22 protein-coding genes are annotated in these 24,401 nt (G+C 68.4%); 6 read left to right on the forward strand and 16 right to left on the reverse strand.

The window, feature by feature from the left end:
• Nucleotides 1–126 precede the first annotated feature (126 nt).
• A complete protein-coding gene (locus ACCO44_RS05685) occupies nt 127–5,775 on the forward strand; it encodes a fibronectin type III domain-containing protein (protein ID WP_372468843.1) in 5,649 nt (1,882 codons plus the stop codon).
• A gap of 9 nt (nt 5,776–5,784) precedes the next feature.
• Here ACCO44_RS05685 and ACCO44_RS05690 read toward each other — a convergent pair whose 3' ends face one another.
• The 6 genes from ACCO44_RS05690 to pgm all read right to left on the reverse strand — a co-directional run bounded on the left by ACCO44_RS05690 (nt 5,785) and on the right by pgm (nt 11,281).
• The gene (locus ACCO44_RS05690) at nt 5,785–6,828 is read right to left on the reverse strand and encodes an ABC transporter permease (RefSeq protein ID WP_262001561.1); all 1,044 of its coding nucleotides are present in this window, start codon (nt 6,826–6,828) and stop codon (nt 5,785–5,787) included.
• 47 nt (nt 6,829–6,875) lie between these two features.
• Nucleotides 6,876–7,529, reverse strand: a complete 654-nt coding sequence (locus ACCO44_RS05695; RefSeq protein ID WP_372468846.1) for an ABC transporter ATP-binding protein — start codon at nt 7,527–7,529, stop codon at nt 6,876–6,878.
• Nucleotides 7,526–8,641 carry a peptidoglycan-binding protein gene (locus ACCO44_RS05700; protein WP_372468847.1) on the reverse strand — a complete coding sequence of 372 codons (1,116 nt, stop codon included), beginning with the start codon at nt 8,639–8,641 and terminating at the stop codon, nt 7,526–7,528. The genes ACCO44_RS05695 and ACCO44_RS05700 overlap by 4 nt, the downstream gene beginning before the upstream one ends.
• Nucleotides 8,642–9,178: a hypothetical protein gene (locus ACCO44_RS05705; protein WP_262001558.1), complete on the reverse strand. Its 537-nt coding sequence runs from the start codon at nt 9,176–9,178 to the stop codon at nt 8,642–8,644.
• A gap of 5 nt (nt 9,179–9,183) precedes the next feature.
• Nucleotides 9,184–9,522 carry a hypothetical protein gene (locus ACCO44_RS05710; protein ID WP_105711939.1) on the reverse strand — a complete coding sequence of 113 codons (339 nt, stop codon included), beginning with the start codon at nt 9,520–9,522 and terminating at the stop codon, nt 9,184–9,186.
• Between the two features lie 115 nt (nt 9,523–9,637).
• A complete protein-coding gene (pgm, locus tag ACCO44_RS05715) occupies nt 9,638–11,281 on the reverse strand; it encodes a phosphoglucomutase (alpha-D-glucose-1,6-bisphosphate-dependent) (protein WP_372468848.1) in 1,644 nt (547 codons plus the stop codon).
• A 78-nt stretch (nt 11,282–11,359) separates the two neighbouring features.
• On the opposite strand from pgm, the gene pheA reads away from it, so the two are divergent.
• Nucleotides 11,360–12,310, forward strand: coding sequence for a prephenate dehydratase (pheA, locus tag ACCO44_RS05720; protein WP_029262458.1), 951 nt, complete (start codon nt 11,360–11,362; stop codon nt 12,308–12,310).
• 45 nt (nt 12,311–12,355) lie between these two features.
• Here the strand turns inward: pheA and ACCO44_RS05725 are convergent, their stop codons facing one another.
• The 3 genes from ACCO44_RS05725 to ACCO44_RS05735 all read right to left on the reverse strand — a co-directional run bounded on the left by ACCO44_RS05725 (nt 12,356) and on the right by ACCO44_RS05735 (nt 14,242).
• Nucleotides 12,356–12,565 (reverse strand): methyltransferase, encoded by a 210-nt coding sequence (locus ACCO44_RS05725; RefSeq protein ID WP_262001556.1) that lies wholly within the window; start codon nt 12,563–12,565, stop codon nt 12,356–12,358.
• Nucleotides 12,566–12,684: 119 nt separating this feature from the next.
• Complete coding sequence (locus tag ACCO44_RS05730) at nt 12,685–13,725, reverse strand: LLM class flavin-dependent oxidoreductase (protein ID WP_372468850.1); 1,041 nt, start codon at nt 13,723–13,725, stop codon at nt 12,685–12,687.
• Nucleotides 13,726–13,819: 94 nt separating this feature from the next.
• Nucleotides 13,820–14,242 carry an Hsp20/alpha crystallin family protein gene (locus tag ACCO44_RS05735; RefSeq protein ID WP_029262455.1) on the reverse strand — a complete coding sequence of 141 codons (423 nt, stop codon included), beginning with the start codon at nt 14,240–14,242 and terminating at the stop codon, nt 13,820–13,822.
• Between the two features lie 126 nt (nt 14,243–14,368).
• Between ACCO44_RS05735 and ACCO44_RS05740 the strand changes: the two genes are divergently transcribed.
• Together ACCO44_RS05740 and ACCO44_RS05745 are read left to right on the forward strand one after the other, a co-directional pair.
• A complete protein-coding gene (locus ACCO44_RS05740; protein WP_372468852.1) occupies nt 14,369–14,692 on the forward strand; it encodes a MerR family transcriptional regulator in 324 nt (107 codons plus the stop codon).
• Between the two features lie 39 nt (nt 14,693–14,731).
• Nucleotides 14,732–16,462, forward strand: coding sequence for a cation:proton antiporter (locus tag ACCO44_RS05745; protein ID WP_372468853.1), 1,731 nt, complete (start codon nt 14,732–14,734; stop codon nt 16,460–16,462).
• A gap of 65 nt (nt 16,463–16,527) precedes the next feature.
• On the opposite strand, the gene ACCO44_RS05750 is transcribed toward ACCO44_RS05745, so the two are convergent.
• The 7 genes from ACCO44_RS05750 to ACCO44_RS05780 form a co-directional block, all read right to left on the reverse strand.
• Nucleotides 16,528–17,952 carry a dicarboxylate/amino acid:cation symporter gene (locus tag ACCO44_RS05750; RefSeq protein WP_372468855.1) on the reverse strand — a complete coding sequence of 475 codons (1,425 nt, stop codon included), beginning with the start codon at nt 17,950–17,952 and terminating at the stop codon, nt 16,528–16,530.
• A gap of 110 nt (nt 17,953–18,062) precedes the next feature.
• Nucleotides 18,063–18,515 (reverse strand): TA system VapC family ribonuclease toxin, encoded by a 453-nt coding sequence (locus tag ACCO44_RS05755; RefSeq protein WP_372468856.1) that lies wholly within the window; start codon nt 18,513–18,515, stop codon nt 18,063–18,065.
• A complete protein-coding gene (locus ACCO44_RS05760) occupies nt 18,512–18,757 on the reverse strand; it encodes a CopG family transcriptional regulator (protein ID WP_372468857.1) in 246 nt (81 codons plus the stop codon). The genes ACCO44_RS05755 and ACCO44_RS05760 overlap by 4 nt, the downstream gene beginning before the upstream one ends.
• A 39-nt stretch (nt 18,758–18,796) precedes the next feature.
• Complete coding sequence (locus ACCO44_RS05765; RefSeq protein ID WP_262001553.1) at nt 18,797–19,033, reverse strand: helix-turn-helix transcriptional regulator; 237 nt, start codon at nt 19,031–19,033, stop codon at nt 18,797–18,799.
• Nucleotides 19,030–19,803, reverse strand: coding sequence for a hypothetical protein (locus tag ACCO44_RS05770; protein WP_372468859.1), 774 nt, complete (start codon nt 19,801–19,803; stop codon nt 19,030–19,032). The genes ACCO44_RS05765 and ACCO44_RS05770 overlap by 4 nt, the downstream gene beginning before the upstream one ends.
• Entirely contained in the window at nt 19,803–20,450 is a 648-nt protein-coding gene (locus tag ACCO44_RS05775) for a hypothetical protein (RefSeq protein ID WP_372468860.1), read from the reverse strand. Before ACCO44_RS05775 ends, ACCO44_RS05770 begins: the two co-directional genes overlap by 1 nt.
• Nucleotides 20,450–21,073: a hypothetical protein gene (locus ACCO44_RS05780; RefSeq protein ID WP_105711933.1), complete on the reverse strand. Its 624-nt coding sequence runs from the start codon at nt 21,071–21,073 to the stop codon at nt 20,450–20,452. The genes ACCO44_RS05775 and ACCO44_RS05780 overlap by 1 nt, the downstream gene beginning before the upstream one ends.
• Nucleotides 21,074–21,249: 176 nt before the next feature.
• On the opposite strand from ACCO44_RS05780, the gene ACCO44_RS05785 reads away from it, so the two are divergent.
• Both ACCO44_RS05785 and ACCO44_RS05790 read left to right on the forward strand, forming a co-directional pair.
• The gene (locus ACCO44_RS05785) at nt 21,250–23,781 is read left to right on the forward strand and encodes an ATP-dependent Clp protease ATP-binding subunit (protein WP_029262445.1); all 2,532 of its coding nucleotides are present in this window, start codon (nt 21,250–21,252) and stop codon (nt 23,779–23,781) included.
• 112 nt (nt 23,782–23,893) lie between these two features.
• Nucleotides 23,894–24,394: an amino-acid N-acetyltransferase gene (locus tag ACCO44_RS05790; protein ID WP_029262444.1), complete on the forward strand. Its 501-nt coding sequence runs from the start codon at nt 23,894–23,896 to the stop codon at nt 24,392–24,394.
• Nucleotides 24,395–24,401 lie beyond the last annotated feature (7 nt).

Consider the following 24,401-nt stretch of genomic DNA (forward strand, 5'->3'; position numbering starts at 1 on the left):
ATACCGGTTGTTCGATCGAATGGACTGAGCCGGCTTCGCTCGATCTAGTGGAGATTGTCCGTGAGTCCTGTCCGTTCGCGCCGTCGCGCTGCGCTGTCCGAATCGCACCGGGGGCTCCGGTCCCGCATGCTCCGCACCGGCGGGGTCCTGCTCACTGCACTCGCGCTGATCGCCTCCTCCGCAGTGCCCGCCGTCGCCGGCGAGATCGCACCCGCGACCCCGACGATCGTCACCGCAGCAGCATCGGACCTGGTCAGCGACGACCCCGCGGTGGTCTCGGCGGCCCACGGAGCGCAGATCAGCACCGAGCTCGGTGACGTCTCGTCGCGCGACGCATCGTCCGACGATGCCTCCACCGATGATGCCTCCGACGCCGAGCCGCCGACCCCGGATGCCCCGGCAGCTCAGTCGCGCATCGTCGATGCGGCAGCGACCGAGGCGGGCCCGCCGGAATCGAGCTACGGCGAGGTGGTGAGGGTCACCGTCTCCGGACGCTTCGTGACCCCCGCAGGCGCGGCGGCTATGGGCGTGAACCTTCGGGCAGAGGCCATCTACGGCGATGGTCCCGGCCTGCTGGCTCAGATCACCACCGGTGCGAACGGGACGTTCACGATGAACGTGGAGACGGCGCGTCCCTTCTACCTCCTGGTGACCCCGGGCGCGGGCTACGTCCCTGGGACGATCGGCACCGACCGCAAGATCCTTCCGGGCAACTGGTCGGAGGGTCAGTGGGTCCTGGAGCCCGTCGCGGCCGTCTCGACGCTGGGCGACGTCGCGCTCGTCGCCGGACAGCAGGTGTCGGGAACCGTGACGGTCACCGGTCCGCTGTCGCCCACCGAAGCTCGGCTCCAGTTGTCATCGGACGGTGCGCAGTTCGAGCAGCCGCTGTCGATCCAGACGGGCTCGACGCCCTGGTCGATGACCGTGCCCAAGGGTACGTATCGCGCCTCGGTGAGCGCCTACGGGCCGGGCATCCAGGGCTACCACGGAGGCACCTCGTACGAGACCGCGAAGCTGATCGTCGTGAACGGCGCGGTGCCGAACATCGGGATCGGTGTGACCGTGAACTCCCGGACGATCTCGGGCACGGTCCGCGACCTGAAGGGGAACCCGGTCGAGGGTGCCGGTGTCATGCTGAACCCGCGCCCGTGGGTGCCGGGGAGCCTCTCCCGGTCCGCCTCCACCGCGGCGAACGGCACATACACCCTCATCAACATCGTGCCAGGTACCTACGATCTGAGCTTCTACGGCTCCGGACCGGTCACGTACTGGCCCGGGGTCAGCAATTGGGCGGATGCCGGGACCATCACCGTCACGAGCGCGTCCGCCTCGCTCACCGGCCACAACGCCACGGTGACGGCCGGGGTGCGCATCACCGGGCGCTCCACCAATCCGGACGGGACTGCTCGACAGGGCGACTCGATCTCGTTCACCCGGGCGGGCAGCGACGACGTCGCGTCCACCGTGACCGGCGCCGACGGCTCGTACTCGTCCTACAACCTGCCGGCCGGCGACTACACCGTCGGTCTGAGCCACGCCGGCTCCGCAGGGGCGCCGCAGCAGTGGTACGACGGCAAGAGGAGCGCCGCCGAGGCCAATACCGTGCGCGCGACGACGGACGGCGCGGTCTACGGCGGCATCGACTTCGTCGCCGTGAAGGGCGGCTCGATCACCGGTACCGTGTCCTTCGCGAACGGCGTCGCGGTGAACGGCGCCACGGTCTCGGTCTACGCCGCGCATGACACCTACCAGCCCGTCGCCACCGCGACCACGGATGCGCAGGGCCGATACGCGGTCAAGGGTCTCAACCGCGAGAACTACGTCGTCAAGGTCACCTCGGGCTCCAGCGGCGTCGCCGACGTCTGGTTCGGGGCCAGTGCCGACGATCCGGCCGCCGTCGTGATCGAGCTCGGTCTCGATGCGACGTTCCGCGCCGATGTCACCGCCGTCCTCGGCGGCACGATCAGCGGAAGCCTCACACCGAGCGTCGCAGGTGAGACGTACTGGGTCACGCTGACCAGGCAGGACGGCTCCGCGCAGCGCTCGATCGCGGTGCCGACCACCGACGGCTCCGCCGTTGCATGGGAGGTCTCCGGCCTGACGGGCACGTGGATCGCTTCGGTCGACGATGTCTACTGGAACGGCGCCGGCTCGCCCGATGGGTTCACGCCGATCACCGTCGCCCCCGGTCAGGTCTTCGGCGGCGTCGACATCGATCTGCGCAAGGACCTGAACGTCACCGGAACGCTGAGGACCACAGACGGATCGGAGATCGCGCGCGTCGACGTGACGATCGAGCGCCAGGACGGCGAGTGGTGGAACTACGTCGACTCCTCGTATGTGACCGGCACGAAGTTCGGGTTCTCCGTGGAACCGGGCGTGTATCGGGTGCGCACCTCGGGATACTCCCCGAACGGCGACGCGCTGCGTGAGACGACGACGCCTCTCACCGTCGTCGCCGGGACGCAGACGGTGCTCGACATCACGACCCAGCGGGGCTGGACGATCAGCGGACGCCTGACCGACGCCGCGACGGGTGAGCCGGTGTCCGGGGCATCCGTCCGGGCGCACTCGCTCGTCACCTACTCGTCCGCCTACGGCACGACCCAATCCGATGGAAGCTACCGAGTCGTGGTCGGGGCCCCCGGGGCCTGGGATGTCGTCGCGGCGGAGGGCTCCACCACCTACTCGGCTGCGACACGGCGCGTCACCCTCGCCGGCACGGATCTCACGGACATCACCTTCGCGCTCGCCAAGGGTCAGCGGGTGAGCGGCCGGGCGACCGGCGAGAACACGACGAATCCGCTGCCCGGCATCCAGGTCGATGTCTGGAACGCCGCGGGGGAGATCGTCGCCTCGGCGACCACCTCCGGCGATGGCACCTATCGCACTCCCGCCCTGGCCGACGGCACCTACACCGTGCGCTTCGTGAACTGGAACGGACTGTACGTCGAGGAGTGGTGGAAGGATGCCACGACCTCGGCAACCGCGACGAAGATCAGCGTCGCGGGCAAGCCGGTCACGGCCGTCGACGCCTCCATGCGTCTCGGCGGCGTCATCATCGGGTCGGTGCTCGACGCCGACGGCGATCCGCTCGCGGGGGCGACGGTCGGTCTCGCGACGCTCCCGGATACGGGGATCGGGGCGTTCATCGCACCCCTGACGCAGATGTTCGGTGCCACGCCCGGGGGAACGATCCTCGACGTCGAGACCACCACCGATGCGGACGGGACCTACACGCTGCCACCGGTGGAGGCGGGATCGTACGGGTTGTACGTCTACTCGCCGACGACGGGCACGACGTGGTTCGACGGCAAGAAGACGTTGAGCGAGGCGGATGCCGTCGAGGTCTCCGCCGGAGGGACCGTGAGCGTCCCGCTGCAGCTGCGTGCGCTCGCCTCGGGGGAGGAGCCGCGCACGCCGGAGCAGTCCATCAGCGACGAGTTCACGATTCAGCGACAGCCCGCCGACGTCACCGTGACCGACGGTGAGACTGCGACCTTCCGCGCCGCCGCGTCGGGTGCGACGGCACCGACGATCCGGTGGGAGAAGCGCAAGTCGGGTGCCTCGGCATTCACGACGATCGCGGGCGCGACCGACTCGACGCTCGCGCTGACCGGAACGCTGGCCGACTCCGGCACAGCGTTCCGCGCCGTCTTCACCTCGGATGGAGCGACGAAGACCACCGACATCGCGACGCTGACGGTCATGGCCAGGCCCGCGGTGCCGAAAGCGCCGACGGTGCCGGTCGTGTCGAAGCTGCAGGACGCGGCCGCACAGCTCGACTGGACCGCGCCCGCCTCGGGAGGATCTCCGATCACCGGGTACTCGGTGCGGATCTACACCGGGGGAGCGCTCGTCCGAGAGATCGCCGTCACCGGTGAGTCCTTCTCGCTCACCGGGCTCACCGCGCAGACGACCTATGCGGCGTCTGTGACCGCGGTGAACGCGGTCGGCAGCGGTGTGGAATCGCCGCGGGTCTCGTTCACCACGCTCAAGCCCCTGACGGTGCCGACCGCTCCGACCGCGGTGTCGGCCGTTCCCGGCGACGGGCAGGCCGTGGTGTCGTGGAAGGCACCGACCTCGAACGGCGGGTCTGCGATCACGGGCTACACCGTGACGGCGTCGCCGGGCGGTGCCAAGGTGACGACGACGGGTGCGACGACCGGAACGGTCACCGGACTCACGAACGGCACCGCGTACAAGTTCCTCGTCACGGCGACGAACGCGGTGGGGACGTCCGTGCCGTCGGCCGTCTCGGAGGCAGTCACCCCCGTGGCCGCGCCGAAGGCTCCCGGTGCCCCGACCGCGGTCACGGCGGTGGCCGGCAACGGACAGGCGACGGTGTCGTGGAAGGCCCCGGCCTCGAACGGCGGGTCTGCGATCACGAGTTACACCGTGACGGCGTCGCCGGGCGGTGCCAAGGTGACGACGACGAGTGCCACGACCGGGACGGTCACCGGGCTCACGAACGGAACGGCCTACACGTTCACGGTCACGGCGAAGAATGCGATCGGCACGTCGATCGCGTCTGCCGCCTCTGCGGCCGTGACGCCGACGACCGCCCCGACCGCTCCGGTTGCCCCGACCGCGGTGTCGGCGGTGGCCGGCAACGCTCAGGCGACGGTGTCGTGGACGGCATCGGCGTCGAACGGCGGGTCCGCGATCACCGGTTACACGGTGACAGCGCAGCCCGGCGGCAAGACAGCCACGACCACGGGTGGCACGACGGCCACGGTCACAGGCCTCGCGAACGGGACGGCGTACACGTTCACGGTGAAGGCGACGAACGCGGTCGGCTCCTCCGCGGCCTCCACCGCATCCGCCGCGGTCACGCCGAAGGCCGCCGTCGCCGCGGTTTCCCGTCAGTCGGGTCCTGGTCGGTATGAGACGGCGGTGGCGGTGTCGGTGGCGTCGTTCCCGACGGCGGGCGTGCCGGTGGTGTATCTCGCGAACGGGCGGGACTTCCCGGATGCGTTGGCGGGTGCGGCGGCGGCGGGGCACTTCGGTGGTCCGGTGCTGCTGACGGAGCCGGGGGCGTTGCCGCCGGTGGTGGCTCAGGAGTTGGCGCGTCTGAAGCCGCAGAAGATCGTGATCCTCGGTGGCACGGGTGTGGTGTCCGAGGCGGTCAAGAAGCAGGCGGGTGCGTACACGACGGGCGGTGTGACTCGTCAGTCGGGGCCGGGTCGGTATGAGACGGCGGTGGCGGTGTCGGTGGCGTCGTTCCCGACGGCGGGCGTACCGGTGGTGTATCTCGCGAACGGGCGAGGCTTCCCGGATGCGTTGGCGGGTGCGGCGGCGGCGGGGCACTTCGGTGGTCCGGTGCTGCTGACGGAGCCGGGCGCGTTGCCGCCGGTGGTCGCGGCGGAGCTGGCGCGTCTAAAGCCGCAGAAGATCGTGATCCTCGGTGGCACCGGTGTGGTGACCGAGGCGGTCAAGAAGCAGGCGGGTGCGTACACGACGGGCGGTGTTTCCCGTCAGTCGGGTCCTGGTCGGTATGAGACGGCGGTAGCGGTCTCGGTGGCGTCGTTCCCGACAGCTGGCGTGCCGGTGGTGTATCTCGCGAACGGGCGGGACTTCCCGGATGCGTTGGCCGGTGCGGCCGCGGCGGGGCACTTCGGTGGTCCGGTGCTCCTGACGGAGCCGGGGGCGCTGCCGCCGGTGGTCGCTCAGGAGCTGGCGCGTCTGAAGCCCCAGAAGATCGTCATCCTCGGTGGCACGGGTGTGGTGACCGAGGCGGTCAAGAAGCAGGCCGAGACCTACGTCAAGCGCTGACGACAGAATTCACGGGATTCGGAGTTCGTTGATCGGTTCTCGACGGCTCGCCAGAATCGCCGGAGCGATGGCAGCGACGAGAGCCGTGTTCACAGCGACCACCGCCAGCGCTCCGGTGAAGGTCGCCCCTGGCCAGGGGTCGCCACTCGCGGCGAGCGCGACGAGCGAGATGCCGATTCCGATCCCGGTGCCGATGACGCAGAGCACCGCGGTTTGCATCAGGAGGAGGGTGATGATGAGCGCGCGACTCGCCCCGAGCGCCCTCCTCCGGCCGAAATCCTTTCGCCTCATCAGCACCAGGCCGTACTGCAGAACAGCGACCAGAAGGGCGGTCAGAGTGAGGAGAGCGATCACGAGGCCTCGGGAGAATCCGCGGAGTTGCGCGTCGATTAGTCCTCGCAGATCGGCCAGCGCCTCACTCGTCTGTACCTTCGTCTTCGAGGCGTCTTCGACGCCGAGCAGAGATACGACTGTCTCACTGATCGGGCCGACGAGTTCGGGTGACGTGGCGATGACGATAAGGACAGCGATTCGCTCGTCGCCATCGACGGGGTGTGGGACCAGCGCCAGAGGCTCGAATCTCCGAAGAAATTCTGGAACCTCAAGTCGCCCGCCTATGCCGAAGGCGCCGCCCGAGTCGACGATTGAGACTCCACCGACGAAGTCTGGAGTGCCGAGCTGCTCCGCTGCCTGATCCGACTCCCAAACCAGGGCGCCTGGTAACGGGGACTCATGGGGTATTCCTAGTCGCTCGAGGTCGGCGCCGTAGGCGAGGCGAACGGGAACGTGCGCCCCGCCTGGCACGCGCGAATTGGTGGCATCCACCGCAGCCGACAAGCCCGCGGCCCACTCGATCCCTTCGATCCCGTCGATCCGGTCGAGAACGTCGGCGGTGAGGCCGGAATCGGGATCGGCGCGGATCGTTATCGAGCGCGTGCCTGCGGAGTCGATGGAGTTGAGAACGTTCTGCTCGGCTCCGACGGTGCGCCCGGTGGTGAGCATGACGACGACGATCATGCCCACGACCATCAGGACCGTGATGAGGGAAGCCACCGGTTGGGAGCGGATCGCCGCTCGCGATTCGCGGAGAACAGGACCGATCACAGTGTGATCTCCCGGTCGCACGCGCTCGCGACCTCGGGGGAGTGCGTGACGATGATGACAGCGGCCCCCGCGCGGGCATGATCCTGCAGTGCCTTGACGACGACGCTTGCCGTCGTCGGGTCCAAGTTTCCCGTGGGTTCATCGGCCAAGAGAATGTCCGGCGCGTTGAGGAGAGCCCGGCAGAGAGCGATGCGCTGTGCCTGACCCCCGGACACTTGCCCGGGTTTGCGTTGCGCCGGCACATCGACACCGAACCGCGCGAGAAGCTCGTGTCCTCGCGGCTCGAGAGCGTGTCGAGGCAGTCCGCGGTACAGAGCCGTCTCAGTGACGTTGTCCAGCACGGATCGCGTGGTGTCGAGGGCGGCATCCTGAAAGACGAATCCGAACCTTTCGGCGCGCAGATGCGCGCGCTGCGCATCGCGGAACACACGGCTCGAAGTCCCATCGATCAACACTTCCCCGCTGCTCGGCTTCAGCATGAGGCCGAGCAGGTACAGCACCGTTGACTTTCCGCGGCCAGACCGGCCCGTCAGCGCCGTTGTCGAACCGGCGGGAAATTCTGCCGACCAGCCTTCGATGAGCGGATGATCGGCGTCGTACCGGAAGGTCAGGTCATCGGCGCGCAACCTCATGCCGGTCGCGGAACTCATTTCGTCGCACTCCCGGGGATCTGTACACGCAACCCCTGCCGCGCCCCGGTGATCGCCGACATCCCTTTCGCAGACGCAACGACCTTCACCGCGACCTCACTCCCGTCCTCATCGACAACAGCTGTCGATCCGTCTGCGACGGTCACCAGCGCCGCAGAGGGCACGACAAGTCCTTCGACTTCTGCGACGACGATGATCCGTGAACGGAGGGCGGTCTTGCCCGTAGGCGGTATCTCGCTGCACGCGGTTGCGCAGATGAACTCTCCGTCCGGTGCGCTCAGACGGATATCAATGGCGCCTTCGTCACCGCGCAGTTGTTCTTCGGCGGTCGCCTCCCATGTCTCTCCGCGCGGAGAGGTGATCTCGACTTTCGTTCCGGTGGGCATCATCGCCGCCTGAGCCTCGGTGACGGGGATCTGGAATGTCGGAGCGGGCGAGAGTCCGCGTACGACACTCTCGCCCCCGGTGAGCGTTGCCCCGCGATTGATCACGGCGGTGTCGAGCGTCACGCGCGCGGGTAGCGACGGCACAAAGATGACGTCACCGACGTCGACCATCCCCGACGGTTGTGCGCCAAGCGTCCTCTGCCAGCGGCTGACGGCGCCCTTGGTTCCCTCGCCGAACACCCCGTCGATGCTGCCGCCGTACTGGCCGCTGTCGCGAAGCATCTCCTGCAATTGGCGAACGTCCGCGCCCGCGCTGTCGAGACCGAGGGATCGGAACATCGGAACGGCGCCCTGAGCGACGACGACCGGACGCAGATCGACGGTGTAGAGCACCGTGCCGGAGGTGACCGCGGTGCCTGCTTCGACGGCGATATCCGTGACGATACCCGCGGCACGGTTGGTGCCGATGGGCTGCTGCGCCCACTCAGTCATCGTGTTGAGGCTCACCGCGTACCCGACACTGCCGTGTTCCACCGCGACGAAGGAGTGTCCCGCCGAGGACAGAGGATCGTCGGCGGGACGGAGGATCGTCACGACGGCCCAAGTACTCGCGGCACCGATCACCAGCAGGGCGATGGCCGCGAGGATCATCGCACCGCGCAGGCGACCGCGAGGCCGTCCGGCGATGTCCTCGCGGTATGCCGAGTCGACAGGTGATGAAGACATCTAGTATCCCGGCCGAGGGCACTCTTCGAGAAGTGCGAAGTACTCGTCTTCGGTGACCTGGGAGTTCGAGGTCGTGTACACCTCCGCGTACGGGTCCCATGCGTTCCCATCGGCGAGTGCACCTTCCACGAAGCTCTGCTCGCTCGGTGGGCTCCCTGGATCGAGGCCCTGACCGCGGATGCACTCGGCCGTGTCCAGCTCCATGAGATAAAGCAGCCTCAACTCGGGTTCGGTGAGTGCGGGGGCGATCTTGTCGAGTCCGTTCTCCTTCGCGCACTCCGCGAGGTCTGCGTCATACGGCTCTTCCTGTCCATCGGGGACGTTGCTCAACACTCCGCCGTCGCCGGTGACGTCCGCGTCCCATCCGTGATCGACCATGCATGACGCCATGGTGCTGCCGAACTCTGGATCGATCCCCAGATCCACGCTTTCCGCAGTCGCGCGCGGCTCCGGGGCTGAGCTCGCGCATCCTCCGAGGAGTAGTGCGGGGGTTGCGATGATTGCGCTGAGTAGCACCGCTGCGGTTCGCTTCATCACCGACCTCAGTAGCTGCAGTCGTAGCCTTGATATACCCAACGGGAGGCGCTCGTGTACGCTGATCCGCTCTGCTGATCCTCGTTGGGGCTGTTCACGTAGCGGCGGGTGGCGACGGCGCCGTTGCCCCAGGTTCCGGACTTGGTTCCCGTTCGCGCCGTCCCGGTGATCTTCAGCGTCACGGTGTTCGTAGCGGAGCCTTCCACATACGCGTGCATGGGCCAGTAACAGTCGTGCGGGCCGTAGTACGTCGTCATCGCGGCGGCGGGCAGCGCGGTGAGCGCGACCAGTGCTATCGCGCTGAACGTTCCGATCAGCCCCAGTCGAATCTGCTTCTTCGTTTCCATAGTGATGGCCTCTCCCTATCGTGAGTGATGTGTAAAACATTACTGACGATACGGGTAAAGGTGAGAAAAGTATGTCCCCCTTCTGGGGGACATACCCGTTTTGGTGGCGGTTGCCTCAGCCCTCGAGCGCAGCCGAAACCACGGCGCGCGCCTCGGCCTGCACCTCGGCGAGGTGCTCCGGGCCGCGCAGACTCTCGGCGTACAGCTTGTAGACGTCTTCGGTGCCCGACGGCCGGGCGGCGAACCAGGCGTGCTCGGTCTGCACCTTGAGGCCACCGATCGCCGCGCCGTTGCCCGGTGCGTGCGAGAGCTTCGCCGAGATGTCCTCACCGGCGAGAGTCGTCGCCGTCACGGCCTCGGGAGCGAGCTTCGCGAGCGTCGCCTTCTGTTCGGGCGTCGCCGGTGCGTCGACGCGCTGATAGGCGGATGCGCCGAAGGCAGCCTCCAGCTCGCTGTACCGCTCCGACGGCGTCTTGCCGGTGACGGCGATGATCTCGGCGGCCAGCAGGCACAGCAGGATGCCGTCCTTGTCGGTCGACCAGACCGAGCCGTCGCGACGGAGGAAGGATGCGCCGGCCGACTCCTCGCCGCCGAACGCGACCGAGCCGTCGAGCAGACCGGGCACGAACCACTTGAATCCGACGGGCACTTCCAGCAACCGCCGGCCGAGTGACTCGGCGACGCGGTCGATGATCATCGACGACACGAGCGTCTTGCCGATCGCGGCATCCCGCGGCCAGTCCTGCCGGTGCGAGAACAGGTAGTCGATCGCGACAGCCAGGTAGTGGTTCGGGTTCATCAGCCCGGCATCCGGGGTGACGATGCCGTGCCGGTCGGCATCCGCGTCGTTGCCGGTGAGGACGTCGTAGGAGCCCTTCTTCGCGACCAGCGAGGCCATCGCGGAGGGCGACGACGGGTCCATCCGGATCTTCTCATCCCAGTCCAGGGTCATGAAGCGCCAGGTCGGATCGACCTCGGGATTCACGACGGTGAGGTCGAGATCGTGCATCTCGGCGATCAGCGACCAGTACTCGACGGATGCTCCGCCCAGGGGGTCGGCGCCGATGCTGACCCCGGCGTTGCGGATCGCGTCGATGTCGATGATCGAGGGCAGGTCGCGCACGTAGGCGTCGCGGAAGTCGTAGCCGTTGAGCCCGTCCCAGTCGACGTCGGCGAAGCGCACGAGCTTGACGCCCTCGAGCCCCGCGGCGATCAGCGCGTTCGCCCGGTCGGCGATCCAGCCGGTGGCATCGGTGTCGGCGGGTCCGCCGTGCGGCGGGTTGTACTTGAAGCCGCCGTCACGCGGCGGGTTGTGCGACGGGGTCACGACGATGCCGTCGGCGCGGCCCGGGTCGTCCGCCGCGCGGCCGCGGTTGTACGTGAGGATCGCGTGGCTGAGCGCCGGCGTCGGCACCCACGAGTCGCGCGAGTCGACGCGCACGTCCACGCCGTTGGCGAGCAGCACCTCGATCGCGCTGCGCTCGGCCGGCAGCGACAGCGCATGCGTGTCGCGACCGAGGAACAGCGGACCGGCGATGCCCTGGGTGGCCCGGTAGTCCACGATCGCCTGCGTCGTGGCGAGGATGTGGTTCTCGTTGAAGCTGTTCGACAGCGACGACCCACGGTGGCCGCTGGTGCCGAACACGACCCGCTCGGCGGCGACGTCGGGGTTCGGTGCGCGGTCGTAGTAGGCGGCGATCAGCTCGTCGACGTCGATCAGGTCACTTTCCTCCGCGGGGAGGCCGGCACGGCTGGTCATCTCTTCAGTCTGCCCCCTGATCGGCAGGATCGCATCCGCGAAGTCATCCGCATATCGGTCTGTCAGCTGGGGGATAAGGTGAAACCCGTGACTGAACGCCGTACCTACAGCTATCTGGGCCCTGCGGGAACCTTCACGGAGGCGGCGCTGGAACAGGTGGCCGAAGCCCGAGGTCAGCAGTGGCGCTCCGTGCACAACGTGGGCGAAGCTCTGGCCGACGTGCTCGAGGGCCGCAGCGACGCCGCGATGATCGCGATCGAGAACTCGATCGAGGGCGGCGTCTCCACCACGCAGGACGCCCTCGCGACGCTCCCCGGCCTCCGCATCATCGGCGAATACCTGGTGCGGGTGAACTTCGTGCTCGTCGCGCCGCGGGGGACCACGCTCGACCAGGTCGAGGTGATCGCGGCGCATCCGGTCGCGTACGCCCAGTGCCACGGCTGGCTCGGCGCCCATCTCCCCTCGCACTCGCACGTGCCCGCATCGAGCAACGTCGCATCCGCGATCGGCGTCCTCGACGGCACGCTGCCCGCGCAGGCGGCCATCGCGGCACCCGGCATCGTGAACCACTACGACGTCGACGTGCTCGCGGAGGGCATCGGCGACAACGCCCAGGCCGTGACTCGCTTCGTCCTCGTCACCCGCACGACCCGTTCGCCCGAGCCGACCGGGGCGGACAAGACCTCGCTCATCGTCGAGCTCCCGCACGACCACCCCGGTTCGCTCCTCGAGATGCTCGAGCAGTTCTCGACCCGCGGCATCAACCTGTCGCTCATCGAGTCGCGGCCGATCGGCGACGAGCTCGGCCGCTACCGGTTCGTCATCGACGCCGACGGGCACATCGAGCACGAGCGCATGGCCGACGCGCTGCTCGGCATCCGGCGATTCAGCCCTCGGGTCGTGTTCCTCGGCTCGTATCCGCGCGCCGACCGGCAGATCGTGCACTACCCCGAGCGCTACTCCGACGACATCTTCATCGAGGCGCGCGACTGGTTGCGCGGCATCCTCTCCGGCGAGCCCGACGTCTGACGTCACCCGCCCGACCGCCCAGCACGGTCAGGCGGATGCCGTGGTTCAGTGCTCCTGGAAGCGGGGCCAGTCGCTGCCCGGAGCCATATGGGAATGCAGGGAGCCCTTGGCCGAAGCGAGGTTCGGGTACGTCCCGGTCGCCTCGTCGGAGCCGACCATCGTCACCGTGTAACCGGCGTCATCGTGGCGGATGCTGCCGACGACGCCGTTGCGGCCATAGGCGACCCAGAGGGCGAGAGTCTTGGTGGTGCTCATCATCGAACTCCTTCTGCTGCTGTCGACAGTGCGATCGCCGAAGGGTCCGCGCCCCTGTCGACGGCACTGTTCGTGACGCTACGCCTGTACCGGCGGGAAAGCCAGGGCTTGACAGGAGCTCAGCGCGCGGCGGCGATGAGCTCGAGCGTCTGTGCGCGACCGGTCGGTGCGTCGTTCGGTTCGGCATCGTAGGCGCCGGCGACCGGCGACAGCATGACCTCGTCGACACCGTATCGTTCGGCGAAGGCGCTGATCTCCGCGGCCACGCTCTCGCCCGTGCCGACGAACCACCGCGAGCGGGCGGCCTGTACGACCTCGTCGGTCGCAGCGTCGGTCTCGGCCGCGGCCGCCTGCTCGACGGTCTCGAGAGCGGCGAGCGGCTGATTCAGGCGCAGTCGCGCCATCATGCGCAGCTGCGGGAGGGCGCGCGACTCCGCCTCCTCCTGCGTGGGTGCGGCGACCGCGTTGACCGTGAGGAAGGTGCGCGGCTCCGGGTGCTCCTCGCTCGGACGGTAGCCGGTGCGATACAGGTCGAGCGCGCGCTCGAGGCCCTGGCCCGAGAAGTGGTTCGCGAAGACGTAGGGCAGACCGTGCGAGGCGGCCAGCTGCGCCGAGTAGTCGCTCGACCCGAGCAGCCACACCTCGGGGGTGCCGGTCGCGGCGGGTGTCGCGCGCACGGTGTACTCGCCGCCCGAGGTGAACCGCAGCGCGGCGCCCTCGGCGGAGAGCAGCGCCGCGATGTCCTGCACGTGGCGGGGGAACTGCTCGACGTCGCTCGTGGTGCCCGAGCCGCGCAGCAGCTGCGTGATGACGGGGTCACTGCCGGGGGCGCGGCCGAGACCCAGGTCGATGCGTCCTGGGGCGATGGCCTCGAGCGCCGCGAACTGCTCGGCGACGATGAGCGGGGCGTGGTTGGGCAGCATCACGCCGCCGGAGCCCAGGCGCATGCGGGAGGTGCGGGTGGCTGCCGCCGCGATCAGCACCGGGGGAGTGGTGGATGCCACCGACGGCATGTTGTGGTGCTCGGCGAACCAGTACCGGCGGTAGCCGAGCCGATCGGCGATCTCGGCGAGGGACAGGGAGGCGGCGATGGCCTCGGCACTGGTCTGGCCGGTGCGCACCGGGACGAGGTCGAGGACGGAGAGGGCGACGTCATTCATCCCGAGGGACAACCCGCCGCCGCTCTCCGGCATTCCCCGATCAGGCCGCGACCGGCGTGGCGGGGGTGGCGCGCGCGGCGCCACCCCCGGTGGGTCAGGCGTCGATGGCCTGGCGCTGCTCGGTCGACTCCACGGTGATCTTGCGCGGCTTGGCGCGTTCGCTCACGGGGATGATCACCGAGAGCACGCCGCTGTCGTACGAGGCGCTGATGCCGTCGAGGTCGACGCCCTCGCCGAGCGAGAACTGTCGCAGGAATGAGCCGGCACCGCGCTCGCGGGCGAGCCAGCGCACGCCTTCTCGACTGTCGGCCGTGCGCTGCGCCCGGAGGGTCAGCTGGCCGCCGTCGAGGTCGACGTCGATCGATCCGGGATCGACTCCCGGCAGGTCGGCGTGCAGGATGTACCGGTCGCCGTCGCGGTACAGGTCCACCGGCATCAGCCGGGGTGCGCGAACGGAGTCCAGCACGCTCGCGGCGAAGCGATCGAGCTGACTGAAGGGATCGAAGGTGAGTGCCATGGGGTGTCTCCTTTCGTGCGGCCCAGTTGGGCGGTGATTCGATGCAGGTTATCTGCATCTCGTGCTATAGATTTTTTATAGAACAACTTCGGAGAACTCGCAACCCGAGCTGAGGGACTTTTCAGGATGACGCACCGCGACTCACGCACACCGCTCTACGGCATCGCCGTGGCAGCTCAGCTCGTCGACCTTCCCGAGGCGACGCTCCGGTTGTTCGAAAGTAAGGGTCTGCTCCTGCCGGCGCGCAGCGAGGGAGGCACCCGGCGCTACAGCGACGACGACATCGACCGGCTTCGGCGCGCGGCGCAGTTGCGAGACGACGGCCTCAACATCGTCGGGATCGCCCGGGTGCTCGAGCTGCAGGACGAGAACGCCGACCTGCGCGAATCCCTCGCCGACGATTCCGCGTCCGCCTCTGATCGGGAAAGGCCCACCTCCCGCCGCTCCTGAGCGCCGGGAAGCCATGCAGGGCGGCGATACGCTTCCCTCATGGAAGCAGGCATCTTCTACGTCCTCGTCGGCTCGGTCGCGGTGGCGGCGTTCGCACGCTCACGAGGGTGGCCGGCGCCGCTGCTGGTGACGGTCGTGGCGCTCGCCGTCTCCTTCCTCCCGTTCGTCCCCGACATCGACATCGACGGGCACCTGCTCCTCAGCCTGGTGCTGCCGCCGCTGCTGTACTCGGCCGCGCTCGACGTCTCGTTCGTCGGGTTCAAGCGCAGCCTGCCGCAGATCCGCAGGCTCGGGATCTGGCTCGTGCTGATCACCGCCCTCGCTGTCGGATTCGTGGCCTGGTGGATCTTCCCCGCGCTCACCCTCCCCGGCGCGCTGCTGCTCGGTGCGATCGTCGCCCCGCCCGATGCGGTGTCCGCCGCGGCGATCGGTCGCCGACTCGGTCTGCCCCGCCGGATCATGACCGTCCTCTCCGGCGAGAGCCTCATCAACGACGCCACCTCGCTCACGCTGTACCGGGTGTTCGCGGCGATCCTCGCCGGCGCCACGGTCTCGGTCTGGGGTGGGATCGGGCAGTTCCTGCTGGCCGTCGCGATCGGGGTCGGCATCGGCCTCGTGTTCGGGATCGTCCTGCACCAGCTGCGGATGCGCATCAGCGATGCGGTCGTGATCGGCACGTTCGGGCTCCTCGCTCCGTTCGGCGCCTATGCGATCGCCGAGCATCTGCTGGGCTCCGGGGTTCTCGCCGTCGTCGCGATGGGCCTCTACGTCGGCTACAACTCCCCGCGCACCGACTACACGACCCGTCAGCAGGAGAAGCCGCTCTGGCTCTCGGCCGACCTGCTGCTGGAGAGCTTCGTGTTCGCCTACATCGGGCTGCAGTTCCCGCGCGTGCTCCGCGATCTCGGCAGCGAGTCGGTCGGACACATCCTCCTGCTCTCCGGTGCCGTGCTGCTGGTCGTCCTGGTCGTGCGGCCGCTCTACATCTACCCGACGAGTGCCTGGGCGAACTTCCAGGACCGCCGGAAGCTCGAACGGTGGGACCGGGGTGTGCAGAGCGGCGAGTTCGAGAAGCGGCACCGCAAGTCCCGGCGCTGGGGGGACTACACGGCCGACGAGCTTCGCAGCCAGATCGTGCGCGACCGGATGGCGGGGCTCAAGCTCACTTGGAAGGACAGCGCCGTCATCTCCTGGGCGGGCATGCGCGGCGTGGTCACCCTCGCGATCGCGGTGGCCGCCGCCGACCTCGCGACGCTCGACGCCGAAGCCTCGCACGCCATCGTCGTGGTCGCCTTCATCGTCACCGTCGGCACGCTGCTGCTGCAGGGGCTCACGCTGCCGCTGCTCATCCGGAGCCTCGGGATCGCCAGCGACGCCGATGAGAAGGAAGACGAAGCGGCGCTCGCCGAAGTGCGGGCGAAGAGCCGCGAGGCCGGGAAGAAGTTCCTCGCCGAGAGGCGCGTCGAGTGGGAGGCGAAGTACGGCGAGGTCGACCTCGATGTGTTCGACGCGTTCACGAAGCGCATGACGCGGGTCGAGAAGGACACCGACGAGGCCCAGAAGGTGGAGGATGCCGCGAGCCGCCCGTCCTACGAAGACCTCGTCGCCCTGTCCCGGGGATGGCTGCAGGTGCGGCGCGAGATCCTCCTCGCCGAGCGTGATGCCGGGAACCTCGACGAAGAGGTCATGCGCGAGCTGATCGCCGCGATGGATGCCGAGGAGCTCGCGCTCGACACCCGCGGCGCCACCCGTCAGCAGAGCCGGGCCTGACCTGAGACGCGAGAGCGCCCCGTCCCGAGAAGGGGCGGGGCGCTCTGTGCGAGGCGGGAGTGGGGTCAGCGTGCGCCGACCGGCTCCTTGTCGGAGGTGGCATCCGCTTCGGGAGCGTCGTCGTCGCCGGAGTCGTCGGCGAAGGGCAGGCCCTCGCGCGGCGCGTTGTAGAGCTCCTCGTTCAGGATGCCCTCGCGCTTGGCGACGATGGTCGGGATCAGCGCCTGGCCCGCGACGTTGACCGCGGTGCGGCCCATGTCGAGGATCGGGTCGATCGCGAGCAGCAGTCCGACGCCCTCGAGCGGCAGGCCCAGGGTCGACAGCGTCAGCGTGAGCATGACGACCGCGCCGGTGGTGCCGGCGGTGGCCGCCGAGCCGACGACCGAGACGATCACGATCAGCAGGTACTGCACGAAGTTCAGCTCGATGCCGAAGAACTGGGCCACGAAGATCGCGGCGATGGCCGGGTAGATCGCGGCGCAGCCGTCCATCTTGGTGGTCGCCCCCAGCGGCACGGCGAACGACGCGTAGGAGCGCGGGACGCCGAGGTTGCGCTCGGTGACGCGCTCGGTGAGGGGCAGCGTGCCGATCGAGGAGCGGCTGACGAACGCCAGCTGCACGGCGGGCCAGACGCCCGAGAAGTACTGCTTGATCGACAGGCCGTGCGTGCGCACCAGGATCGGGTACACGACGAACAGCACGAGCGCGAGGCCGATGTAGACGGCGGCCGCGAACCAGCCGAGCGAGGCGAGCTTCTCCCAGCCGTACTTGATCACGGCCGAGCCGATGAGGCCGAAGGTGCCGAGCGGGGCGATGCGGATGATCCACCACAGCACGCGCTGGATGACCTTCAGCAGCGACTCGGTGAAGACGAGGAAGGGCTCGGCTTTCTTGCCGGCCTTGAGTGCCGCGATGCCGATGACGGCCGCGACCACGATGACCTGGAGGATGTTGAAGCCCACGCTCGACGAGAACGTGCCGTCGGCTGCGCCGGGCGAGGTGTTGACCGTCAGGCCGAGGAAGTTCTGCGGGATCAGGCCCAGCAGGAAGTTCCACCAGGTACCCACGGTGTACGGCTCGCCGGTCTCGAGGCCCTCGCCGGCGCGGTTGCCCGGCTGGATCACGAGACCCAGCACGATGCCGATGATGACCGCGATGAAGGCGGTGATCGCGAACCACAGGATCGTCTGGCCGGCCAGGCGTGCGGCGTTCTGCACGCGACGCAGGTTCGAGATGCTGGCGACGATGGCCGTGAAGATCAGCGGGACGACAGCGGCGCGCAGCAGCGTCACATACGAGTTGCCGATGGTGTCGAGGGTGGCCGACAGACCGTTGGGGTTCTCCGCCGTGGCTCCGAGCTGGCGGCCGATCAGACCGGCGGCGATGCCGAGGACGAGGGCTGCGAGGATCTGGAAGCCGAACGAGGTCAGCAGCTTCCGGACCGGCCCGCGGGTGTCAGGCGCCTTCTGGGCGCGTGCGGTGGTGCTCATGAGGGTGGGGACTCCAGGATCACGGCGCGCCGAGTGCGCGCCCTGAGGCCCAACGCTATGACCGCCTGGGAATTCCCTGGGCGGATATGACGAACGATGACGCTGTTCGCTCAGCTGCCGCCGCGGGCTCGCGCGTCCGTCGCCGGATCGAACCATTTCAGGTCGGGGAATCGGGCGAAGCCGCGGTCGCGGGTGGCGAGACGTGCGCCGTTCGCCAGAGTGAGCGCGGCGATGTATGCGTCGGGGACGAGGTTCCCGCGGATGCCCTGATCGCTTGCGGCGAGATCGTCGAGCCGGTTCCAGGCCGGTGCCCCTGCCGTGAGCCACTGTGTGCGCGGGGCGGCGACGAGGCTGCGGGTGAAGGCCATCGCCGCGTCGATCGGTGCCGGGGCCGTGGTGATCCGAGGATGGGTGACGATGCGGACGAACCCACTCAGGATCGTGTCCGAGACGCCGATCGGTTCGAGGGTGAGCACCTCGTTCAGCCATGGGGCGTAGGTCTGATGTTCCGCGGAGTCGGCACGGAACGCGTAGACGAGGATGTTGACGTCGGGAACGATCACCGGATCGGAGTCTCTTCCAGTGCTTCCCACAGCGCGTCGCGGTCGTCGATGTCGACGAGGAATCGTGAGGTGCGCGGGTTGCCGAAGGTCGGCAGGGGCTCGACGGGCGCCGCGGGTTCGAGCTTCGCTAAGTGCTCCCGCAGAGCCTCTTCGATGAAGCTCGTGAAGGTCCGGCCCTCCGCGGCTGCGCGCGCCTTCGCCTCGGCCGCGAGGGCTTCAGAGAGGTTCAGGGTGGTTCGCATGCAGATGAGCATACTCGTCCACGCAGACGTCTGCCTGCGTCAGCGCGGAGCCAGCACCAGCAGCTCACCCACCTCGCAGTCGAGCGCCTCGCAGATCGCGCGCAGCGTGGAGTACCGGATGGCGCGGGCGCGGTCGTTCTTCAGCACCGACAGGTTCACGATGCTCACCCCCACCGTGGCGCTGAGTTCGGTCAGGGTCATCCCGCGCTCGGCGAGCAGCTCGTCGAGCCGGCAGTGGATGCCGGTGAACTCGTCGTCGCTCTCGGCCGGGGTCACACCAGTCCCTCCGTGTCCTTCTGCAGGCGCTCGGTCTCCTGCTGCAGGCGAGCCCTGTCCTGCTCTAGACGCATGCCCTGGCGGAAGACGGCGGCGAGGGCGACGAGCGCGAGCGCGGCTCCGAACGGGAGCGGGGTGACGGTGAGCTGGTAGGCCGAGGGGTACCACTCGCTGTCGGGCGGGAACACCTCGCGCAGCCCGGCGGTCGCAGCGATCCCGCCCAGCAGGTCGGCGGCGACGCCGAACACGAGGACGGCGATCGCGCCGCCCACGAGAGCCCGCGTGACCGTGCGCGAGAACACGCGTCCGCGCAGGGTGTGGAAGCAGATGACCGCGAGGATCACGGCGGGCATGGTCGTCAGGGCGAGGGTGCTCAGCTGGGCCGCTGCGGCGAGGAGGCGGAGCCCGAGGGGCGCGTTCCCGACCGTGAAATCCGCGAGCGACGACCCGCTGCAGGTGAGCATGGTCGTCGCGCTGTCGCCGAATTCGGAGCACGGAAGGTCCGCCGGCCATGCCACCCAGACGTTCGTCTCGCCGTGGAGCTCGGCCCAGTCGACGGTGAACGCTTTCGCGATGACGATCACTGCGCCCACGGCGGAGAGCAGGATCCACCACGCGGAGAGGGTGAGGGCGGCATCGAGGGCGACGGTGCGGCTCCCACGGCGGCGACTGTTCCATACGACGACCGCCACGATCAGGGCGATCACCGCGAGCCCGATCCCGATGTAGAGCAGGGACTGTCCGAGTTCGTCAGATCCGAATGTGAGCATCAGACGAGTCCCTCCGTCTCCTTCTCGAGCGCCGCCTTCTCGTGCTGGAGGCGGATGCCGCGGCGGAATGCGACGGCGACCAGGCCGACGGTCACCCCGGTGGCGAAGAACGGCGCGATCGTCCAGAACTCGACCAGATGTACGGGCTCACCGTCGCCGAGACCGAGAGCGCTCGTCACGCCGTTGCGCCCCATCGTCTCCAGCATCACGATCAGGATCGGCGCTGCCACGAGCGTCCAGCCGATCGCGTTGAACGCCCACACGTTCGCGCGGACGAAGAAGCGGCCGCGCAGGAAGTTCCAGGCGACCAGGGTCACGCTCGCGATGACGAGGAGCGCCGCGAGAGCCCACAGCGCGATGGCGGCGACGATCGCGACGATCGACACCGTGTCCACGCCGCTCGCGATGATCATCGCCTCGTCGGCGAACCCTTCGATCGAGATGGCGCCCGAGTCGGTCGTCGTCGAGATCGGCTGCTGGTCGATCGGGATCGTCCAGGCGATTCCGGTCTCGCGGAACGTGCGCGCGACGCGCAGGATCGTGGCGAACGCGACCGTGACCAGCGCCGCGGCGGCGTAGAGGATCACGGTGATGGCATCCGCCGTCTCGGATCGGGTGGCTCTGGTGGTCGTGTTCGTCGTGGTCATCAGACGAGTCCTTCCGTGTCGCGCTGCAGTCTTCGGCCGATCTCGAACAGACCGGCGACGAGGGCGAGGGCGAACGCCCAGCCCACGGGTGCGAGGTCGAACTGCACGAGGAGCGTCCACAGCACGTCCTCGACCTGCGGATCGGTGGTGGCGAGGTCCTGCACGATCATGGCCCGGCCGACGCCGCCGGCGAACTGTCCGAACAACGAGCCGGCGATCATCAGGATTGCGGCGACCGCGAACATCCAGCCGAGCGATGCGCGGAAGGGCCGTGAGCGGATGAGGGAGACACCGAGCCACCAGACGCCGGCGCACAGCGCCACGGTCGCGAGGGCCGGGAGCAGCGTCTCGAGGAGCAGCATCCAGCGGGCCCCCGAAGGCATCGCCGGAACCGTGACCAGCGCGGTGTCGACCGTCGCCGCGCTCACGCCGGAGACTCCGTCCAGCGCGGTCAGGTCGACGTCGTGCACGGGCATCGACACGGTCGGCGCGGTGCCGAAGATCTCGGATGCGGCCGAGGTCACGGCGACGATCGCGCCGATCCCGACGCTGACGGCGCCGGTGGCGATGAGTCCGAGGGCGATCCCGTCGACGAGTGAGGGGCGTCCTTCTCTGGTGCGCATCGCTGCCTCCTTGAGTTCGGTTGTTATCGACTGTCGTTAACATAACGACTGTCGATAACACGGTCAAGCCCCGGTATGCCCACGGCGAACACGGGCATACGTGCCCGATGTGGTGGTTACTCTCGATGTACAAGCGCTTCACGCGTCTTCGCCCCGTGCGAATAAGGAGTCACAGCATGTTCGAGAGATTCACGGACCGAGCCCGTCGAGTGGTCGTCCTCGCCCAAGAAGAGGCGAAGATGCTCAACCACAACTACATCGGGACCGAGCACATCCTGCTCGGCCTCATCCACGAGGGTGAAGGCGTCGCCGCCAAGGCCCTCGAGAGCCTCGGCATCTCCCTCGACGCCGTGCGCGAGCAGGTGCAGGACATCATCGGCCAGGGTCAGCAGCAGCCGACCGGGCACATCCCGTTCACGCCGCGCGCCAAGAAGGTGCTCGAGCTCAGCCTCCGCGAGGCCCTGCAGCTCGGCCACAACTACATCGGCACCGAGCACATCCTGCTCGGCCTCATCCGTGAGGGCGAGGGCGTCGCCGCCCAGGTGCTCGTCAAGCTCGGCGCCGACCTCAACAAGGTCCGCCAGCAGGTCATCCAGCTGCTCTCCGGAGCCCCTGGCCGCGAGCCGGCATCCGTCGGTGCGCAGACCAACGACTCGCCTGCCGGCACCCAGGGTGGTTCCGCGGTGCTCGACCAGTTCGGTCGCAACCTCACCCAGGCCGCGCGCGACAACAAGCTCGACCCGGTGATCGGGCGCGAGAAGGAGGCGGAGCGGGTCATGCAGATCCTCTCCCGCCGCTCCAAGAACAACCCCGTCCTGATCGGCGAGCCCGGCGTCGGCAAGACCGCCGTCGTCGAGGGTCTGGCCCAGGCGATCGTCAAGGGCGATGTGCCCGAGACGCTGAAGGACAAGCAGCTCTACTCGCTCGACCTCGGCTCCCTCATCGCCGGTTCCCGCTACCGCGGTGACTTCGAGGAGCGCCTGAAGAAGGTCACCAAGGAGATCCGCACGCGCGGCGACATCATCGTCTTCATCGACGAGATCCACACCCTCGTGGGTGCGGGTGCCGCCGAGGGCGCGATCGACGCGGCCAGCATCCTGAAGCCGCTGCTCGCTCGTGGTGAGCTCCAGACCATCGGCGCCACCACGCTCGACGAGTACCGCAAGCACTTCGAGAAGGATGCGGCGCTCGAGCGCCGCTTCCAGCCGGTGCAGGTCAACGAGCCGACGCTGCCGCACACCATCAACATCCTCAAGGGGCTGCGCGACCGCTACGAGGCGCACCACAAGGTGCAGATCACAGACGGTGCCATCGTGGCCGCGGCGAACCTCGCCGACCGCTACGTCTCCGACCGCTTCCTTCCGGACAAGGCCATCGACCTGATCGACGAGGCCGGCGCACGCCTGCGGCTGTCGATCCTGTCGAGCCCGCCCGAGCTGCGTGAGTTCGACGAGAAGATCGCCACGGTGCGCGAGCAGAAGGAAGTCGCCTCCGAGGAGCAGGACTTCGAGAAGGCCGCATCCCTCCGCGACGAGGAGAAGAGCCTCCTCGCCGAGCGTCTGCGTCTCGAGAAGCAGTGGCGTGCGGGCGACGTCGCGACCTCCGCGGTCGTCGACGAGGGTCTGATCGCCGAGGTGCTCGCACAGGCCACCGGCATCCCCGTATTCAAGCTCACGGAAGAGGAGTCCAGCCGACTCGTCTTCATGGAGAAGGCTCTGCACCAGCGCGTCGTCGGTCAGGAAGAGGCGATCGCCGCCCTCTCCAAGACGATCCGTCGCCAGCGTGCCGGTCTCAAGGACCCGAAGCGCCCCTCGGGCTCGTTCATCTTCGCCGGCCCCACGGGTGTCGGAAAGACCGAGCTCGCCAAGGCTCTCGCCGAGTTCCTGTTCGACGACGAGGCGGCTCTCATCTCGCTCGACATGAGCGAGTTCGGTGAGAAGCACACGGTCTCGCGTCTGTTCGGTGCCCCTCCCGGATTCGTCGGATTCGAAGAGGGTGGCCAGCTCACCGAGAAGGTGCGCCGCAAGCCGTTCAGCGTGGTGCTCTTCGACGAGATCGAGAAGGCCCACCCCGACATCTTCAACTCGCTGCTGCAGATCCTCGAAGAGGGTCGGCTCACCGACGGCCAGGGTCGGATCGTGGACTTCAAGAACACGGTCATCATCATGACCACCAACCTCGGTGCACGTGACATCGCGGGCGGTCCTGTCGGCTTCCAGATCGAGGGCAACGACTCGACCAGCTACGACCGGATGAAGGGCAAGGTGAACGAAGAGCTCAAGCGGCACTTCAAGCCCGAGTTCCTCAACCGTGTCGACGACATCATCGTGTTCCCGCAGCTGTCCAAGACCGAGCTGGTGCAGATCGTCGATCTGTTCGCCAAGCGCCTCGGCGAGCGTCTGCTGGACCGCGACATGACGATCGAGCTGTCGCAGGCCGCCAAGGAGCGTCTCATCGAGATCGGCTTCGACCCGGCGCTCGGCGCCCGACCGCTGCGTCGCGCGATGCAGCACGAGGTCGAGGACCGTCTGTCGGAGAAGATCCTGCACGGTGAGCTCAACTCGGGTGACCACGTGAAGGTCGACGCGAAGGACGGGGAGTTCCTGTTCGAGCACGGCCCGCGCGGCGAGAAGGTCGCGGTCGGTGCCAACACCGGCGGCGGCGCGATCGCCGGCACTCCCGACCTGGCGGTCGCCAGCGGGGAGTGACCTCCGGCTGAATCACGAAGGCTGAATCACGAAAGGGGCGGATGCTGCGGCATCCGCCCCTTTCCTGTGTCCGGCACAGGCGGCGACGGGTCGTGGGTTCTAGGCTTGTCCCGTGAGTGAGTACATCGTCCGACCGGCCCGCAGCGCCGACATCGTCGGCATCCGCAACCTGCTGCAGCCCCTCGTGGAGCAGCGCATCCTGCTCGGCAAGGATCTGGCGGTGCTCTACGGCGCGGTGCAGGAGTTCGTCGTCGCCGAGGCCGACGGTGTGCTGATCGGCTGCGGCGCGCTGCACGTGTTCTGGGAAGATCTCGGCGAGGTGCGCACCCTGCTCGTGCAGGATGACTGGCTGCACCACGGCGTCGGCCGGGCCATCGTCGATCGTCTCGAGGAGAACGCGCGCACGCTCGGGCTGTCGCGCCTGTTCTGCCTCACGTTCGAGGTCGAGTTCTTCAGCCGCCGCGGCTTCACTCCCATCGGCGAGCAGGTTGTCGACCCCGACGTGTACTCCCAGCTGCTGCGCAGCGGTGACGCGGGTGTCGAGGAGTTCCTCGATCTCGCGCACGTCAAGCCGAACACGCTCGGCAACACGCGCATGCTCAAGGTGCTCTGAGGACGCA

The organism is Microbacterium maritypicum (assembly GCF_041529975.1).
In the GTDB taxonomy this organism is placed as follows: Bacteria; Actinomycetota; Actinomycetes; order Actinomycetales; family Microbacteriaceae; genus Microbacterium.

Bases quoted from the DNA above. Each gene is read 5' to 3' on its own strand.
- ACCO44_RS05685 (WP_372468843.1), top strand. From the start codon at position 127: ATGCTCCGCACCGGCGGGGTCCTGCTCACTGCACTCGCGCTGATCGCC.
- ACCO44_RS05695 (WP_372468846.1), bottom strand. From the start codon at position 7,529: ATGAGTTCCGCGACCGGCATGAGGTTGCGCGCCGATGACCTGACCTTC.
- ACCO44_RS05700 (WP_372468847.1), bottom strand. From the start codon at position 8,641: ATGTCTTCATCACCTGTCGACTCGGCATACCGCGAGGACATCGCCGGA.
- ACCO44_RS05710 (WP_105711939.1), bottom strand. From the start codon at position 9,522: ATGGAAACGAAGAAGCAGATTCGACTGGGGCTGATCGGAACGTTCAGC.
- pgm (WP_372468848.1), bottom strand. From the start codon at position 11,281: ATGACCAGCCGTGCCGGCCTCCCCGCGGAGGAAAGTGACCTGATCGAC.
- ACCO44_RS05725 (WP_262001556.1), bottom strand. From the start codon at position 12,565: ATGAGCACCACCAAGACTCTCGCCCTCTGGGTCGCCTATGGCCGCAAC.
- ACCO44_RS05730 (WP_372468850.1), bottom strand. From the start codon at position 13,725: ATGAATGACGTCGCCCTCTCCGTCCTCGACCTCGTCCCGGTGCGCACC.
- ACCO44_RS05735 (WP_029262455.1), bottom strand. From the start codon at position 14,242: ATGGCACTCACCTTCGATCCCTTCAGTCAGCTCGATCGCTTCGCCGCG.
- ACCO44_RS05740 (WP_372468852.1), top strand. From the start codon at position 14,369: ATGACGCACCGCGACTCACGCACACCGCTCTACGGCATCGCCGTGGCA.
- ACCO44_RS05745 (WP_372468853.1), top strand. From the start codon at position 14,732: ATGGAAGCAGGCATCTTCTACGTCCTCGTCGGCTCGGTCGCGGTGGCG.
- ACCO44_RS05750 (WP_372468855.1), bottom strand. From the start codon at position 17,952: ATGAGCACCACCGCACGCGCCCAGAAGGCGCCTGACACCCGCGGGCCG.
- ACCO44_RS05760 (WP_372468857.1), bottom strand. From the start codon at position 18,757: ATGCGAACCACCCTGAACCTCTCTGAAGCCCTCGCGGCCGAGGCGAAG.
- ACCO44_RS05770 (WP_372468859.1), bottom strand. From the start codon at position 19,803: ATGCTCACATTCGGATCTGACGAACTCGGACAGTCCCTGCTCTACATC.
- ACCO44_RS05775 (WP_372468860.1), bottom strand. From the start codon at position 20,450: ATGACCACGACGAACACGACCACCAGAGCCACCCGATCCGAGACGGCG.
- ACCO44_RS05780 (WP_105711933.1), bottom strand. From the start codon at position 21,073: ATGCGCACCAGAGAAGGACGCCCCTCACTCGTCGACGGGATCGCCCTC.
- ACCO44_RS05785 (WP_029262445.1), top strand. From the start codon at position 21,250: ATGTTCGAGAGATTCACGGACCGAGCCCGTCGAGTGGTCGTCCTCGCC.